We start from the raw sequence: 17,083 nt of genomic DNA, 5'->3' as shown, positions 1-17,083 counted from the left end.
TGACGCGTCCCCGTTTATTCGGGAGCCGGGGCGGTTCACCACCCGAGGCGCTTCAGCCCTTCGGCGGTGGCTTCGCCGTCCGGACGGATGAAGAGCGCGCCGCGCGGGTCCATGAAGACCTGGTAACGGGCCCCGTCGAACAGGGGCATGTAGGCGCCGCTGCCAAATTGGACATCGACAAAGGGGAACCAGTTCGGAAAACTTTTCTTTAAGGATCCGAGGTCCGGCGCGGGCCAGTCGTCCAGGGGATGCACCGAGCGCGTGGCCGTCGCTTCGCGGGCGGCATCGCTGTAGCGGCCCGACAGGCGCTCCAGCCGATACAGGGGCGGCACGCCGGCCATGAGTGCCGGCAGTTTCCAGCGCACGACCCGGGCGTCGATCTGCCACTGGTCGCCGTAAAGTACATATTGCTTGTCGCCGATGCCCGGCGCATTGGCATTGACCTGGAACTGCCCCTCGGCCTGTTGGCGGATGTCGATGCGGGCGACCGGCTGGTCGGTAGTCAGGCGAACGAACTGCACCAGCGACAGCGCGAGCAGGCCCGATACGCATCCCAGGCAAACCAGCAGCAGGCCGCACGCCCGGCGCACCGGCCGGAACTGGAACATGCGGCGTCCGCGTTCGTCGCGGGGACCACCCCTGCCCAGCAGCATGACGATGCCGGGCAACAGGACGATGACGGCGCCCAGCAGGATCCAGGCGAAGGGAGCAATTCCGTTGATCAAATCAGGCGTTCCTATTCAAGCCGCCGCGTCGTACAGCGCGGCGGGCGCAGGAAGCCGCCACCCGCCGCGGCAGGCTTCCCAGTATAGAAGCGCGTCTTCAGGCGTCCGGTTTTCCAAGCCGTTCGACGTGAAACCGGATGTGATCCTCGATGAACGTCGAGATGAAGTAATAGCCGTGGTCGTAGCCGGCCTGGCGGCGCAGGGTGAGCGGCTGTCCGGCGGCGGCGCAGGCCGCCTCGAATACCTCGGGATACAACTGTTCAGCCAGAAACTGGTCGGCTTCGCCCTGGTCGATTAGGATGCCGCCGGGGAAGGGCTGCTGCAGTCCGCGCATCAGGGCGGACGCGTCGTAGGCCGCCCAGTCTTCGGTTTGCGCGCCCAGGTAGGCGCCGAACGCCTTCTTGCCCCACGGGCATTGGCTGGGCGCCGCGATCGGTGCAAACGCCGAGACCGAACCGAACTTGCCGGGATTGCGCAGCGCCAGCACCAGCGCGCCGTGGCCGCCCATGGAGTGTCCGAAGATGCCGGTGCGCGACGCGTCGCCCGGCAGTGCGCCGCCGGTGACGATGCCATGCAGTTCTTGCGTGACGTAGCTGTACATGCGGTAGTGATCGCGCCATGCAGTCGTGGTGGCGTCGACATAGAAGCCGGCGCCGGTGCCCAGGTCCCAGCTTTCGTCCTCGCCGGGTACGCCAGCGCCGCGGGGGCTGGTGTCGGGCGCCACTAGCATGACGCCCAATTCCGCTGCCAGCCGCTGCGCGCCGGCCTTGATCATGAACGTTTCTTCGGTGCAGGTCAGGCCCGCCAGGTAGAACAGCACCGGCACCGGGCCGTGCTCAGCCTGCGGCGGCACGTACACAGAAAACCGCATGGGCAGGCCGATCTCGGTGGAGTCGTGGCGGTAGTAGCGCTGCGTGCCGCCGAAGCACCGATGCTGCGAGATGAGTTCGAGGGACGCGGCCATGGGCTTGCTCCGGAGAAAAATAAATCGAGGTGGATAAAACGTCGGCGGGTTAGGGGAATCCACGGTGCGACGTTCCGTCGCCGAATGTTAACCTGCCCCTCAATGAGCGCTCGCCACAAAAAAATACGATTCCGCGCTCAGATTGTGATCACGGCACTTGACCAGCGCCCACCGTGGCACTATTTATATACCGTGTGTGAAGACAACCCGTTCTTCCTGATACGCAAGCCCTGACACTATGGCCCGTCTGCCCCGTCTGTATGCCCCTGGGCTGCCCCAACTGGTGCAGGCCAACTTTATTCAGCCGTTGGCGGCGCCATCGCAACCCGCGCCCGCCGACATCCTGAATCAGCTCGCCACGTGGCTGGGCGAGTCGGCCCAGCGGCACCGCGTATCGGTGCACGGCTGGCTCCTCGCCAACGACCGCATTCTGCTGCTTGCCACGCCCGCAGACGAAGAAGGCCTGCCGCGGCTGATGCAGACGCTGGGCCGCAATCTTGCGGCGCGGCTGCGCGGCGGGCGGGTGTTCGCCGGCCGTTACCGGTCGGCGCTGCTGGAACCCGGCGCGTGGGTGCTGCCCTCGCTGGTCTGGCTGGAAACGTATCCGGTTCGCAGCGGGGCTTCGCAGGACCCCGATTCCTGGCCCTGGTCGTCCGCGTCCAGCCATACCGGCAACACCAGTGCCGCGCCGGCTCAATGGCAGTCCGATCACGCCGACTACTGGGCTTGCGGCAATACGCCGTTCGACCGGCAGGCCAATTACCGCAAGCGGCTTCAGGATGGGCTGTCGCGCGAGGAAACCCAACGCATCGACCAGGCGGTCTCTGGCCAGTGGGCGCTGGGCGGTCCCAGCTTTATTGCCAGCCTGGCTCATACGGCCAGCCGGCGTGTGGCACCCGGCCAGCGTGGCCGGCCCCGCAAGAAGCCGGCCGCGGCGCCCGCGGACAATGAGTCCAGCCCGCCGACGCCACCAACCACCACGCCACCGGTCAACAACTCCTGACCCCCCGACCCGCCATCACGGCGGGTTTTGTTTGTCTGCGTCCGGGCATTGCGGTGCCGCGCTGCCGCCGCGAGGCATTCGGGCAGCCCGCGGAGTCGGCGCCGCAAAAACACGATCTGCTCGTGCGCTTGGCGACATCTGCGCCGCAAAAGCGCGATCCGCGCGTGCGCTTGACTCACATCATCGCGGGACCTGCGCGACGACAAGGTGCAATTTCGCCACACCTGACATTGATCGCGCACAGAAAAAACATCCTTTTAAATAGGGACGTATAGCGTGATTTTGCACCGCTTTGGACGCCCGAGTGACTGCGCCAAAAGATCTGCTCCAGAGACAGCCAATAACGGCGCGGCCGTTGTTGTGTCCCTATATTCATGCACTATGACGGCGCACCTATTTAATTAGGGTCATACCCCGTTTGTTCCTGTTGCACCCTACTTGCGCCGGGGGTATTGTCCGACTCCTGCACTGCAACATTAGACGCAGGCCCACTGCGGAGCGCGCCATGCCCCAAATTACCCCGACCGAATCCTGTCCCACCTCCAAGGCAGTTGCCATCGATGCGACCCGCATCGGCCTGCCTTCGGCCCAGGGCCTGTACAACCCCAAGAACGAACATGATGCCTGCGGCGTCGGCTTCGTTGCCCACATCAAGGGCAAGAAAAGCCACGCGATCATCCAGCAGGGTCTGAAGATTCTTGAGAACCTGGACCACCGCGGCGCGGTCGGCGCAGACAAGCTCATGGGCGACGGCGCAGGCATCCTGATCCAGATCCCCGACACGCTGTACCGCGACGAACTCAGCCAGCAAGGCATCATCCTGCCCCCGCCCGGCGAGTACGGCGTGGCCATGGTGTTCCTGCCCAAGGAAACGGCGTCGCGCCTGGCCTGCGAACAGGAACTGGAGCGCTCGGTGCGCGCCGAGGGCCAGGTTGTGCTGGGCTGGCGCGACGTGCCGGTGGATGTCGACATGCCCATGTCGCCCACCGTCCGCGACTGCGAACCCGTGATCCGCCAGCTGTTCATCGGCCGCGGCGCCGACGTGATGGTGCCGGACGCGCTGGAACGCAAGCTCTACGTCATCCGCAAGACCGCCAGCCACGCCATCCAGAACATGCATCTGGCGCACGGCAAGGAATACTTCGTGCCCTCGGCCTCGGTGCGTACCGTGGTCTACAAGGGCCTGCTGCTGGCCGATCAGGTCGGCCGCTACTACCGCGACCTGGCCGACACCCGCACGGTGTCCGCGCTGGCGCTGGTCCACCAGCGTTTCTCGACCAACACGTTCCCCGCCTGGCCGCTGGCCCACCCGTACCGCATGATTGCCCACAACGGCGAAATCAATACGGTCAAGGGCAACTTCAACTGGCTGCGCGCCCGCGAAGGCATGATGCAGTCTGCCGTGCTGGGCGACGATCTGAAAAAGCTGTACCCCATCGTCTACGAAGGCCAGTCGGACACCGCGACGTTCGACAACTGCCTGGAATTGCTGGTGAATTCGGGCTACTCGCTGGCCCACGCCATGATGATGATGATCCCGGAAGCCTGGGAACAGCACACGCAGATGGACGAAAGCCGCCGCGCTTTCTACGAGTACCACGCCGCCATGATGGAGCCGTGGGACGGCCCCGCCGCGGTCGCGTTCACCGATGGCCGCCAGATCGGCGCCACGCTGGACCGCAACGGCCTGCGTCCTGCCCGCTACCTGGTCACCGACGACGACATGGTCATCCTGGCTTCCGAAGCCGGCACGCTGTCGATCCCCGAAAACCGCATCGTCAAGAAGTGGCGCCTGCAGCCGGGCAAGATGTTCCTGATCGACCTGGAACAAGGCCGCATCATCGACGACGCCGAGATCAAGCTGCAGTTGGCCAACAGCCGTCCGTACCGCCAGTGGATCGAACGCCTGCAGATCAAGCTGGAATCGCTGCCCGCGCCGCGTCAGGTCGCCGTGGCCACGCAATCGGCCGTGTCGCTGCTGGACCGCCAACAGGCATTCGGCTGGACCCAGGAAGACTACAAGTTCATCCTGGAGCCCATGGCGTCGAGCGGCGAGGAAGTCATCGGCTCGATGGGCAATGATGCCCCGCTGGCCGTGCTGTCGGACCGCGCCAAGCCGTTCTACAACTATTTCCGCCAGCTGTTCGCTCAGGTCACGAACCCGCCGATCGACCCGATCCGCGAACAGCTCGTGATGTCGCTGGTGTCCTTCATCGGTCCCAAGCCGAACCTGCTGGATATCAACAACGTCAACCCGCCGCTGCGCCTGGAAGTGTCCCAGCCGGTGCTGGACTTCGCCGCCATGGCGCAGATCCGCGACATCGACCAGGTCACGGGCAAGAAATTCCGCAGCTTTGAACTGGACATCACGTACCCCGCCGCCTGGGGTCCCGAGGGCATCGAAGCCCGCGTGGCGGCCCTGTGCGCGCGCGCCGTTGACGCGGTGCGCAGCGGCTACAACATCCTGATCGTGTCGGACCGCCTGGTCGACAGCGAGCGCGTGGCCATCCCTGCGCTGCTAGCCACGTCGGCCGTGCACCAGCACCTGATCCGCGCCGGCCTGCGCACCAACACGGGTCTCGTCGTCGAAACCGGTTCGGCCCGCGAAGTGCATCACTTCGCGCTCCTGGGCGGCTACGGCGCCGAAGCCATTCACCCCTACCTGGCGCTCGAATCGCTGGGCAAGATGAATGACCCCGAAAAGGCCGTGAAGAACTACATCAAGGCGCTGGGCAAGGGCCTGAACAAGGTCATGTCCAAGATGGGCATTTCCACGTACATGTCCTACACCGGCGCGCAGATCTTCGAAGCCGTTGGCCTGCAGAGCGCCCTGGTGAACAAGTACTTCACCGGCACTGCTTCCAACATCGAAGGCATCGGCATCTTCCAGGTCGCCGAAGAAGCGCTGCGCCAGCACCGCGCCGCCTTCAGCACCGACCCCGTGCTTGCCAACGACCTGGACGCCGGCGGCGAATACGCCTACCGAGTCCGCGGCGAAGAGCACATGTGGACGCCGGATTCGATCGCCAAGTTGCAGCACGCGTCGCGCGCCAACAACTACCGCACGTACAAGGAGTACGCGCAGATCATCAACGACCAGAGCCGTCGCCACATGACGCTGCGCGGCCTGTTCGAGTTCCGCTTCGACCCGTCGCGCGCCATCCCGCTGGACGACGTCGAGCCGGCCAAGGAAATCGTCAAGCGTTTTGCCACTGGCGCCATGTCGCTGGGGTCGATCTCGACCGAAGCGCACTCGGTGCTGGCCGTTGCCATGAACCGCATCGGCGGCAAGTCCAACACCGGCGAAGGCGGCGAGGACGAACTGCGCTACCGCGCCGAAATGCGCGAAGGCAAGAGCACCATCAAGGACGGCGACACGCTGGCCTCGGTGCTGGGCACCGACCGCATCGAAGCCGACGTCGAACTCAAGCGCGGCGACTCGCTGCGTTCGAAGATCAAACAGGTGGCATCGGGCCGTTTCGGCGTGACCGCCGAGTACCTGTCGTCCGCCGACCAGATCCAGATCAAGATGGCGCAGGGCGCCAAGCCCGGCGAAGGCGGCCAGCTGCCCGGCCACAAGGTGTCGGAGTACATCGCCAAGCTGCGTTATTCGGTGCCGGGCGTGGGCCTCATCTCGCCCCCGCCGCACCATGACATCTACTCGATCGAAGACCTGGCGCAGCTGATCCACGACCTGAAGAACGTCAATTCCAAGTCCTCGATCTCGGTCAAGCTGGTGTCCGAAGTCGGCGTCGGCACGGTCGCCGCGGGCGTGGCCAAGGCCAAGGCCGACCACGTCGTGATCGCCGGCCATGACGGCGGCACGGGCGCCTCGCCGGTGTCGTCCATCAAGCACGTGGGCACGCCCTGGGAACTGGGCCTGGCCGAAACGCAGCAGACGCTGGTGTTGAACCGCCTGCGCAGCCGCATCCGCGTGCAGGCCGACGGCCAGATGAAGACCGGCCGCGACGTCGTCATCGGCGCGCTGCTGGGCGCCGACGAATTCGGCTTCGCGACCGCGCCGCTGGTCGTCGAAGGCTGCATCATGATGCGCAAGTGCCACCTGAACACCTGCCCGGTGGGCGTGGCCACGCAGGATCCCGCGCTGCGCAAGAAGTTCCAGGGCAAGCCCGAGCACGTCGTGAACTTCTTCTTCTTCATCGCCGAAGAAGTCCGCGAAATCATGGCCCAACTGGGCATCCGCAAGTTCGACGACCTGATCGGCCGCGCCGATCTGCTGGACATGCGTTCGGGTGTTGAGCACTGGAAGGCACAAGGGCTGGACTTCACCCGCGTGTTCCACCAGACGGTGTCCGACGCCGAAGTGCACCAGACCGAAGAGCAGGACCACGGCCTGGCCGGTGCGCTGGATCACCTGCTGATCGAACGCAGCAAGCCCGCGCTGGAGCGTGGCGAGAAGGTGTCGTTCATCGTGCCGGTGCGCAACCGCAACCGCACGATCGGCGCGATGCTGTCCGGCGCCGTGGCCTCGCGCTACGGCCATGACGGCCTGCCCGACGACACCATCCACATCCAGTGCAACGGCACCGCCGGCCAGAGCTTCGGCGCGTTCCTGGCGCACGGCATCACGATGGATCTGGTGGGCGAAGGCAACGACTACGTGGGCAAGGGCCTGTCCGGCGGCCGCATCATCGTGCGCTCGCCCAATGACTTCCGCGGCTTCGGCCCCGACCACATCATTGCCGGCAACACCGTGCTGTACGGCGCGCTGGCAGGCGAGGCGTTCTTCAACGGCGTGGCGGGCGAGCGTTTCGCGGTGCGCAACTCGGGCGCGGCCACCGTCGTGGAAGGCACCGGCGACCACGGCTGCGAATACATGACCGGCGGCACCGTCGTCGTGCTGGGTTCCACCGGCCGCAACTTCGCGGCGGGCATGTCCGGCGGCGTGGCGTATGTCTGGGATCCGGACCGCACGCTCAAGCACCGTGTGAACCTGTCGATGGTGGAACTGGAATCGGTCGTGCCGCACGCCGAGCAGCAGTCGCTGAACAACATCGACATCTGGCACAGCGCGCAGCGCGGTGGCGAACGCGAGACGGACGAGTCCATCCTGCGCCGCCTGGTGGAAGATCACTTCCGCTACACCGGCAGCTACCGTGCCCGCGAAATCCTGGGCGACTGGGAAGCCTCGCGCGGCAAATTCGTGAAGATCATGCCGACGGACTACCGCCGCGCATTGGGTGAAATGTGGCGTGCAGCCAACCCGCAACAACTGGCTGCGTGAGGGATACCATGGGAAAGATTACTGGATTTATGGAATTTCAGCGTCTGCAGGAGGCCTCCGAGTCCCCGCAGAAGCGGCTGAAGAACTGGCGCGAATTCGTCCTGCACCTGACGGACGATCAGGCCAAGCAGCAGGCGGCGCGCTGCATGGACTGCGGCATCCCGTTCTGCAACAACGGCTGCCCGGTCAACAACATCATCCCGGACTGGAATGACCTGGTGTACAAGCAGGACTGGCGCCGCGCGCTGGACGTCCTGCACTCCACCAACAACTTCCCGGAGTTCACGGGCCGCATCTGCCCGGCGCCCTGCGAGGCTGCCTGTACCTTGAACATCAACAGCGACGCCGTGGGCATCAAGTCCATCGAGCACGCGATCATCGACAAGGGTTGGGCCGAAGGCTGGGTCGCGCCGCAAGTGCCGGCGCGCAAGACGGGCAAGAAGGTCGCCGTCGTGGGCTCGGGCCCCGCCGGCATGGCATGCGCGCAGCAACTGGCGCGCGCCGGCCACTCCGTGACCCTGTTCGAAAAGAGCGATCGCATCGGCGGCCTGCTGCGCTACGGCATCCCCGACTTCAAGCTCGAAAAGCACCAGATCGACCGCCGCATCTCGCAGATGGAAGCCGAGGGCGTGGAATTCGCGCCGTCGACCTACGTCGGCGATCCGAAGGATCCCGTTGCCGATGGCCTGACGGTGCGCACGCCGAAATCGCTGATGGCCGAATTCGACGCCGTCGTGATGAGCGGTGGCTCGGAAACGCCGCGCGATCTGCCGGTGCCGGGCCGCGAGCTCGACGGCGTGTACTTCGCCATGGACTTCCTGCGTCAGCAGAACAAGGCCGTGGCGGGCGACCGCCTCACCAACCAGACGCTGGCCAAGGGCAAGCACGTGGTGGTGATCGGCGGCGGCGATACGGGTTCCGACTGCGTCGGCACCAGCAACCGCCACGGCGCCGCATCGGTCACGCAGTTCGAACTGATGCCCCAGCCGCCCGAGTCCGAAAACAAGGCCATGACGTGGCCGTACTGGCCGCTGAAGATGCGCACGTCGTCCTCGCACGAGGAAGGCTGCGACCGCGACTGGTCGGTGACCACCAAGCTGCTCAAGGGCGCCAACGGCAAGGTCGAGAAGCTGGTCGGCGCGCGCGTCGAATGGTTCAAGGACGACGCCACCGGCCAGATGAAGATGCGCGAAGTCGAAGGCTCGGAGTTCGAGATCAAGGCGGATCTGGTGCTGCTGGCCATGGGCTTCGTGTCGCCGGTGCAGAACGTGCTGGACGCGTTCGGCGTGGATCGCGATGGCCGCGGCAATGTGCGCGCCAACACCGACGACTACCGCACCAATGTGGAAAAGGTCTTCACCGCCGGCGACATGCGCCGCGGCCAGTCGCTGGTCGTGTGGGCCATCCGCGAAGGCCGCCAGTGTGCGCGCTCGGTCGACGCCTACCTGATGGGAAGCAGCGAATTGCCGCGTTGATCGTATTGCGACATATCAACGCCGCCGGTTGCCTCGCGCACCGGCGGCGTTTTTTTTGCCTTTGCGTTGCGGTTAACCGCAGTTGTTGCGACATAACCACTTTCTGAAAACGGTCTTTTCACGAATTGACACACGTCAAGAACGGGGACGGGGCGGTCTGAGAACCTGTCGTCTCACCCCACACGGAAAGATCGGAGAAGAAAATGTTTTCGCTGAACGGGCGTATCCGCGCCACCGCCATTGCCGGTTTGATCGCTGCCGGCGCCTTTGCCGCTCCCGCCCACGCCCACGAAGCGGGCGACGTGCTGTTCCGCGTCGGCGTCACGCAAGTCCGCCCCTCGCAAAACAATGGCACCGTGCTCGACGGCAGCGTCAAGCTAGACGTGAACAACAACGTGCGCCCCAGCTTCACCCTGGCCTACATGGCCACCCGCAACATCGGTATCGAACTGCTGGGCGCCTGGCCCTTCCAGCATGACGTCAGCGGCAGCGGCGGCCTGGGCAAGATCGGCTCCTCCAAGCAACTGCCCCCCACGCTCAGCCTGCAATGGCACATCCTGCCCGACAGCATGATCCAGCCGTACATCGGCGTCGGCATCAACTACACCCACTTCTTCGACACCAAGGCCGAGGGCGCGCTCAAGGGCTCGAACCTGAAGCTGGGCGATTCCTGGGGCGTGGCCGCGCAACTGGGCGCGGACATCAAGATCAATGATCGCTGGTTCATGAACGCCGACATCCGCTACATCGACATCAAGTCGAAGGTGACGCTGGACGGCGAACGCGTCGGCACCGCGCGCATCGACCCGTGGGTGGCCACGGTGGGCGTTGGTTACCGCTTCTGATCGCTGGCCTGACGATGCGCGCGGCCCCGCGCGCATCGCTCAATTCTGCGGCGGCGCAAGCCGGCTGCGCAGCGCCTGCAATGCCGGCGTGTCGTCGTCGGCGCGCCAGATCAGCTGGGTAAGCGCCTGCCCATGGGACCCGGACAACGCACCCACGCGCACCGAATGCTCCGCCCCCAGCACCGCCAGCACGGACCGCGGCACGATCGCCACCCCGGTTCCCGCTGCCACACACGCCACGATGGCGTGATACGACGCAAACTCCATCACCTTGCCGGGCGCAATGCCCTCCTGGTTCAACCACGACTCCAGGATGCGCCGGTATGAGCAGCCCGCCGCAAAGGCGATGACGCTGCGGTTGCCCAGGTCTTTCGGACTGCCGATCGGATCCCACGCCAACGGCGAGATCAGCGTCAATTCCTCCCTGAATGCATCCATCGCCGCCAGTCCCTCTGCGGGGAAGGGTTGCGCCACGAAGGCAGCCTCGATCTCGTAATTACGCACCTTCGCGGCCAATGCGCCCGAGGTGCCGGTGACCAGCTCGATCCGCACCTGCGGCCAGGCCGCGTGATAGGCCGCCAGGATGGGGGGCAGGCGGGCGGCGGCCGTGCTTTCCATGGTGCCGATGCGCAGCACGCCCTGCAGGGCGCCTTCCCGGACGGCCGCCTGCGCCTCATCGGACAGGCGCAGCAGGCGGTCGGCGTAGGACAGCAGCACGCGGCCCTGATCCGACAGCACCAGTCGGCGGTTCTGCCGCCGAAAGAGCGGCGTTCCCAGCGAGGATTCCAGCTGCTTCAGGCGCGTCGACACATTGGACTGCACCCGGTTCAGATGCGCGGCGGCGCGCGCCACGCCACCCTGATCCGCCACGGTCTTGAAGATTTGCAGCGCGTCGAGATCCAAATTTCTCATTTTGGGAACTCACGTTCTTAATAATTCACTATTCAAGATATAAGTACAGCCGTAGAGTAGGCTCCATGTCAACGCCTGCTTACCCTTCCCCCCGCCCCTCGGCCAGCGCTACAAGCCTGGCCTGGCCCGCGGCGCTTGCGCTGGCGGCGGCCATGGGCATCGGCCGCTTCGCCTTCACGCCGGTATGGCCGCTGATGGCGCAGGAGTCCGGCCTGTCGCTGACACAGGGCGGCTGGATGGCGTCGGCCAACTACGCGGGCTATCTGTTGGGCGCACTGGCGGCGATCGTCTGGCCGGTGCGACGGCTGCGCGTCACGCTGGCGGCCAGCCTGGCCGCCGTGGCCGCGCTGACCCTGGCCATGCCAATGCTCAACAGCGTGGCGGGCTGGTCGGTGCTGCGGCTGGCGGCCGGCTATGCCAGCGCCAGTGCCTTCATCTGCATCGTCGCATGGCGGCCGGTGCCCGCCGGCGACCCGCGCGAGGCTGCGGCTTCGGCGGTGACGTATGCCGGCGTGGGCGCGGGCATTGCGCTGACGGGATTGGCCTGTCTGGCCTTGATGGCGTCGCACGCGAGCGCCGGCGTTACCTGGACCGCGCTGGGCTGCCTGGCGCTGGCGTTGTCCGTGGCGGCGTGGCCCGGACTCAGCCGGCAATCGCCTCCCGTGCGACGGGCGGCTGCTGACGCGCCGCAAACCCGCCTGCCGCGCGGCATCGCCGCGCTGTCGCTGCACTACGGTGTCTTCGGGGTCGGCTACATCATTCCCGCCACCTTTCTGCCGGCCATGGCCAAAGAGATCTTTCCCGACCCGGCGATCTTCGGCTGGGCCTGGCCGCTTTTTGGCATGGCGGCGGCGCTGTCGTGCCTGCTGGTCCCGCGGCTGGCGCGCGGCCGAGACGACCGGCAGGTGTGGCGCGGCGCGCAGGCGCTGATGGCGGCCGGCATGCTGACCGTGGCGCTGTGGCACCACATCGCCGCCGTGATCCTGGCAGCGCTGCTGGTCGGCGGCACCTTCATGGTGATCACGCAGGCGGGCATGCTGACCGCGCGCCGCCTGTCCGGCCCGGCGGCGCCGCGGGCGGCGGCCATCATGACGGCGGCGTTTGCGGCGGGGCAGATTCTGGGACCGTTGCTGGCCTCGTGGGCGGCGCGCTGGGGCGCCGGCCTGCCGCAGGTGCTGGCGGCCAGCGCGGCGTTGCTGGCGGCGTCGGCCTGGGGGCTGGGAAAAGTCACGACAGACGGCAATGGCGCTGGGCATAATGCCATCGGCCCTTCGGGCCAACCACACAGCAATTAGAAAGCAGGTAACGAGGAGTCCCCAGCATGAAAGCACTACGCCCCCTGATCGCCGCCCTGGCCGCCACCGCCGCCTTTGGCGGCGCTGCCCAAGCCCAGACCGGCGAATGGCCCGCCAAACCCGTGACCATGATCGTGCCCTACGCGCCGGGCGGCTTTGCCGACACCCGCGTGCGCCTCTTGGCCCGCAAGCTGGGCGAATCGCTGGGCCAGCCCATCGTTGTCGAAAACAAGGCGGGCGCAGGCGGCGTGGTCGGCACCAACCTCATCGCCAAGGCGGCCCCGGACGGCTACACGATCGGCACGGGCAACCTGGCCCCGATGGCGGTCAACCCGTCGCTGATGAAGGAAATGCCCTACAACCCACAAAAGGATCTGGCCCCGATCATCCTGATCGAGAACAGCCCGCTGGTCCTGAGCGTGAACAACGAACTGCCGGTCAAGACGCTGGCCGACCTGATCGCACTGGCCAAGAAGGAACCGGGCAAGCTGACCTTCGGCTCGTCCGGCGTGGGCGGCGCGCACCACTTGTCGGGCGAGATGTTCCGCGAGCAGGCCAACATCGACATCGTCCACGTGCCCTACAAGGGCGGCAGCCTGGCTGCGACCGATCTCATGGGCGGCCACATCGCGATGATGTTCGAAATGGGCTATTCCGCGCTGCCCGCCATTCAGGGCAAGAAGATCCACCCGATCGCCGTCACGTCCGCCAAGCGCCTGGACGTGCTGCCCGATGTGCCCACCATGGCCGAATCCGGCTTGCCGGGCTTCGAGTCCTACAACTGGCAGGGCATCGTGGCGCCCGCCGGTACGCCCGCGCCGATCATCGCCAAGCTCAATGCCGAATTCAACCGCATCCTGAAGGACCCGGATGTGCAGAAGGCCATTGCCGACACCGGCAGCCAGGCCGGCGGCGGCACGCCCGAGGAATTCGCCGCCTTCATCAAAACCGAAAGCGACAAGTGGGCGCACGTCATCAAGGCTGGAAACATCCAGCTCCAATAACCTCCCAGGAGTTTTCCCATGGCTACCCCTTTGATTGAACTGCTCAAGCTGACCCATCCCATCATCCAGGCGCCCATGGCGGGCGGCGCCACCACGGTGGACATGGTGGCGGAGGCATCGAAGGCGGGCGCCCTGGGATCGCTCGGCGGGGCGTACATGACGCCCGAACAGATCGAGGCGGCGGCCGAAGGGGTCCGCGCCCGCACGGATCGCCCGTTCGCCATCAACCTGTTCGCATCCGTGCCGCCAGAGCCCATGCAGGGCGATGCGAGCCGGATGCTGGCCCTAATGGCGCGCTATCACGAGCAACTTGGTCTGCCGGCGCCCGAGGCCCCCGGCCCGCAGGCCGATCCGCTGCCGGGCCAGCTCGAGGCCGTGCTGCGCATCCGGCCCGCCGTCCTCAGCTTCACCTTCGGCCGCCTGCCGGCCGAGGCGCTGGCCCGCTGCCGCCAACTCGGCATCCTGACCGTGGGCACGGCCACGACCGTCCGCGAGGCGCAAGCGCTGGAGCAGGACGGCGTTGACGCCATCGTGGCGCAGGGCGCGGAGGCAGGCGGCCACCGCGGCACGTTCCTCGACACGTTCGAGGCGTCCATGATCGGCACCATGGCGCTGGTCCCGCAGGTGGCGGACGCCGTCTCGGTGCCAGTCATCGCGTCGGGCGGGATCATGGACGGGCGCGGCATCGCGGCCGCCCTCGCGCTGGGCGCCGACTTCGCCCAAATGGGGACGGCCTTCCTCACCACGGAAGAATCCGGCATCAGCGACGCCTACAAGGCGGTCGTGGCGGCCTCCCGCGCCGAACAATCCCGGATCACCCGCGGCTTCTCCGGCCGTCCGGCGCGCGGCATCGCCAATGCCTTCATGCGTGATGTGGACGCCATCGGCGGCGACATCCTGCCGTATCCGCTGCAGAACGCCCTGACCCGGCCCATGCGCACGGCGGGCGGCAAGAGCGGCAACATCAATGTCCTGTCCCTGTGGGCCGGCCAGGGCGCACCGCTGGCACGGCGGGAGTCGACGGCGGAATTGATCCAGCGGCTGGCCCGGGAAACGGTGGCGGCGCAGGCGCGACGTTGAGTGCTGGCGGCGGTCTGTCCGGAATGGGTGTCTGACACCCATGTAGGAGCCGCGTGTGCCGGGCCAGTGCCTCAAGGGTGTCAGACACCCATGGAGCATCGGCAAACGCCATCAGCACCGAAACGGCGACGACCCGATTGTTCCTGAAGCCGAAAACACTGTTCCACGGGCGGCCGCTCCAATTGTGATTACACAGCGTCGGGCTACAATGGCGCCTCGCCGCCGGGAGCGAACGCTTACGCTTGCCCCGGTATCTGAGTAACAGGGCGCTTCCCGACGCAGTCTGTCTTGCCCGCGCCGGCCAGGTCCTCGGTCCCGCGTGTCGACAGGACCGCAGGGCAAGCTCCGCCGCCGAAACTCCCTTTCGTTGCCCATGCCCGCTCAAACCAGCAGCACCCCGGAATTCGCCCTGCGCCTGGAAGGTGTGGCGCTTGGCTACGGTGATTTCACCGTCTTGCGCGATATTTCCATGGACGTCCGGGCGGGCCAGGTGGTGGCAGTCATGGGCGGCTCCGGTTCCGGCAAGACCACGCTCCTGCGTGCGGCCACCGGCCAGATCACCGCCCAGCAGGGCCGCGTGCTGGCATTCGGCCAGGATATCGGCGCCGCCTCCCGCGCTGAAGTGCAATCCCTGCGCAAGCGCATGGGCGTGCTGTTCCAGCAGGGCGCGCTGTTCACCGACCTGAACGTCTTCGAGAACGTGGCGTTTCCGCTGCGCGAACACACCCGTATCAGCGAGGCAGAGGTCACCGACCGCGTGCTCGACAAGCTGGACGCCGTCGGCCTGCGCGCCGCCGCGCACCTGAAGGTCTCCGAAATATCCGGCGGCATGGCGCGGCGCGTGGCACTGGCCCGCGCCGTGGTGCTTGAGCCGGAACTCATCCTGTACGACGAACCCTTCGCGGGGCTGGACCCGATCTCGCTGGGCATCACCGCCCGCCTGATCCGCAGCCTTGCCGACCGGCTGGGCTGCGCCTCGGTGCTGATCACCCACGACGTGCAGGAGTCCTTTGCCATCGCGGACCAGGTCTATCTGGTGGGCCGCGGCCAACTGGCTGCCGCCGGCACGCCGCAGATGCTGGCCGCCTCGCCGGACCCCTACGTCCAGCAATTCCTCAAGGGCCAGCCGGACGGTCCGGTCGCGTTCCAGTATCCCGAAACGCCCGCCTTTCAGAAATGGCTGTCGCAACAGAAAGGGCGCAAAGCATGAGCGCTTCCAATAACGCCGTCGCCGTACTGGGCCACTGGGTGCGCTCCCGCGTCGCCGGCATCGGCTACTTCACCCGCTTCTTCGGCGCCATGCTGGCGCGCAGCGGCATCGCGCTGTCGCGGCCGCGCCTGGTGTCTCAACAGGTCCACTTCATCGGCAATTATTCGCTGCTGATCATTGCCGTCTCCGGCATGTTCGTGGGCTTCGTGCTGGGTCTGCAGGGTTATTACACGCTGAACCGCTACGGCTCCGAAGAGGCATTGGGCTTGCTGGTGGCCCTGTCGCTGGTGCGCGAACTGGGTCCGGTGGTCACCGCGCTGCTCTTTGCAGGGCGCGCCGGCACCTCGCTCACAGCCGAGATCGGGCTGATGAAAGCAGGCGAACAGCTGTCGGCCATGGAAGTCATGGCCGTCGACCCGATCCGCCGCGTGCTCGTGCCGCGCCTGTGGGGCGGCATCATCGCCATGCCCATCCTGGCGGCCGTGTTCTCCATGGTGGGCATCCTGGGCGGCTGGGTCGTGGGCGTGCTGCTCATCGGTGTGGACGCAGGCGCCTTCTGGTCGCAGATGCAGAACGGCGTCGATGTATGGAAAGACGTCGCCAACGGCGCCATCAAGAGCGTCGTCTTCGGCGTCACGGTGACGCTGGTGGCGCTTTATGAAGGCTGGCAGGCCAAGCCCACCCCCGAAGGCGTTGCCCGCGCCACCACGCGCACCGTGGTCGTGGGCTCCCTGGCGGTTCTCGGGCTGGACTTCCTGCTCACCGCCTTGATGTTTGGAAATTGATACGGATCGATCATGTCACGCGAAAAAACCGACTTCTGGGTAGGCCTGTTTGTATTGCTGGGCGCGATCGCGCTCGGGTTCCTGGCGTTGCGCGCCGGCAACTTGAGCACGTTTTCCTTTGCCCCGACCTATACCGTGACCGCCAACTTCGATAACGTAGGCGGCCTCAAGGTGCGCGCGCCGGTCAAGAGCGCCGGCGTGGTGGTGGGCCGGGTCACGGGCATTTCCTTCGACGACAAGACCTTCCAGGCGATTGTGTCGGTCGATCTGGAGACGGCCTACCAGTTCCCCAAGGACTCGTCGGCGGCCATCCTGACCTCCGGCCTTTTGGGCGAGCAATACCTGGGCCTGACCGCCGGCAGCGAGGAAGATAACTTTACCGACGGCGGAAAAATCCGCTATACACAAAGCGCCGTGGTCCTGGAGCAGCTGATCAGCCAGTTCCTGTACGGGTCGGCGGAAAAGCAAGGCACGACCGCCGCGCCGGAATCGGCCCCCAAGGCCCAGGACTAAAGGCGCGGCGCCATCAGGCTGTTACAA

General features: G+C 66.2%; 13 protein-coding genes. 10 read left to right on the top strand and 3 right to left on the bottom strand.

From position 1 onward, the window contains the following. Positions 1–35: 35 nt before the first annotated feature. A complete protein-coding gene (locus AB3147_RS01045) occupies positions 36–725 on the bottom strand; it encodes a hypothetical protein (RefSeq protein ID WP_105236942.1) in 690 nt (229 codons plus the stop codon). 97 nt (positions 726–822) lie between these two features. After that, entirely contained in the window at positions 823–1,689 is an 867-nt protein-coding gene (gene fghA / locus AB3147_RS01040) for an S-formylglutathione hydrolase (protein ID WP_367351244.1), read from the bottom strand. Positions 1,690–1,927: 238 nt separating this feature from the next. On the opposite strand from fghA, the gene AB3147_RS01035 reads away from it, so the two are divergent. The 4 genes from AB3147_RS01035 (at position 1,928) to AB3147_RS01020 (ending at position 10,257) form a co-directional block, all read left to right on the top strand. Beyond that, complete coding sequence (locus AB3147_RS01035; RefSeq protein WP_175123892.1) at positions 1,928–2,692, top strand: hypothetical protein; 765 nt, start codon at positions 1,928–1,930, stop codon at positions 2,690–2,692. A 505-nt stretch (positions 2,693–3,197) separates the two neighbouring features. Further along, the gene (locus AB3147_RS01030; protein WP_175123893.1) at positions 3,198–7,937 is read left to right on the top strand and encodes a glutamate synthase-related protein; all 4,740 of its coding nucleotides are present in this window, start codon (positions 3,198–3,200) and stop codon (positions 7,935–7,937) included. Positions 7,938–7,945: 8 nt separating this feature from the next. Further along, entirely contained in the window at positions 7,946–9,412 is a 1,467-nt protein-coding gene (locus AB3147_RS01025) for a glutamate synthase subunit beta (RefSeq protein WP_367351243.1), read from the top strand. Positions 9,413–9,615: 203 nt separating this feature from the next. Beyond that, positions 9,616–10,257, top strand: a complete 642-nt coding sequence (locus AB3147_RS01020) for an OmpW/AlkL family protein (RefSeq protein WP_175123895.1) — start codon at positions 9,616–9,618, stop codon at positions 10,255–10,257. A gap of 39 nt (positions 10,258–10,296) precedes the next feature. On the opposite strand, the gene AB3147_RS01015 is transcribed toward AB3147_RS01020, so the two are convergent. Further along, a complete protein-coding gene (locus tag AB3147_RS01015) occupies positions 10,297–11,169 on the bottom strand; it encodes a LysR family transcriptional regulator (protein WP_367351242.1) in 873 nt (290 codons plus the stop codon). A gap of 65 nt (positions 11,170–11,234) precedes the next feature. Between AB3147_RS01015 and AB3147_RS01010 the strand changes: the two genes are divergently transcribed. The 6 genes from AB3147_RS01010 to mlaD all read left to right on the top strand — a co-directional run bounded on the left by AB3147_RS01010 (position 11,235) and on the right by mlaD (position 17,056). Beyond that, positions 11,235–12,464: a YbfB/YjiJ family MFS transporter gene (locus tag AB3147_RS01010; RefSeq protein ID WP_367351241.1), complete on the top strand. Its 1,230-nt coding sequence runs from the start codon at positions 11,235–11,237 to the stop codon at positions 12,462–12,464. A gap of 26 nt (positions 12,465–12,490) precedes the next feature. Further along, the gene (locus AB3147_RS01005) at positions 12,491–13,468 is read left to right on the top strand and encodes a Bug family tripartite tricarboxylate transporter substrate binding protein (protein WP_175123898.1); all 978 of its coding nucleotides are present in this window, start codon (positions 12,491–12,493) and stop codon (positions 13,466–13,468) included. Positions 13,469–13,486: 18 nt separating this feature from the next. Then, positions 13,487–14,548 carry an NAD(P)H-dependent flavin oxidoreductase gene (locus AB3147_RS01000; RefSeq protein ID WP_367351240.1) on the top strand — a complete coding sequence of 354 codons (1,062 nt, stop codon included), beginning with the start codon at positions 13,487–13,489 and terminating at the stop codon, positions 14,546–14,548. A 373-nt stretch (positions 14,549–14,921) separates the two neighbouring features. Further along, positions 14,922–15,758, top strand: a complete 837-nt coding sequence (locus AB3147_RS00995; protein WP_175123900.1) for an ABC transporter ATP-binding protein — start codon at positions 14,922–14,924, stop codon at positions 15,756–15,758. Then, positions 15,755–16,543, top strand: a complete 789-nt coding sequence (gene mlaE, locus AB3147_RS00990) for a lipid asymmetry maintenance ABC transporter permease subunit MlaE (RefSeq protein ID WP_175123901.1) — start codon at positions 15,755–15,757, stop codon at positions 16,541–16,543. The genes AB3147_RS00995 and mlaE overlap by 4 nt, the downstream gene beginning before the upstream one ends. Positions 16,544–16,555: 12 nt before the next feature. After that, complete coding sequence (gene mlaD, locus AB3147_RS00985; protein WP_175123902.1) at positions 16,556–17,056, top strand: outer membrane lipid asymmetry maintenance protein MlaD; 501 nt, start codon at positions 16,556–16,558, stop codon at positions 17,054–17,056. The last annotated feature ends 27 nt before the right edge of the window (positions 17,057–17,083 follow it).

Source organism: Achromobacter animicus, from assembly GCF_040775605.1.
Classification (GTDB): domain Bacteria; phylum Pseudomonadota; class Gammaproteobacteria; order Burkholderiales; family Burkholderiaceae_B; genus Achromobacter; species Achromobacter animicus.
Note: the sequence above shows the minus strand (reverse complement) of the source record. Positions and strands in the feature narration are given on the sequence as shown.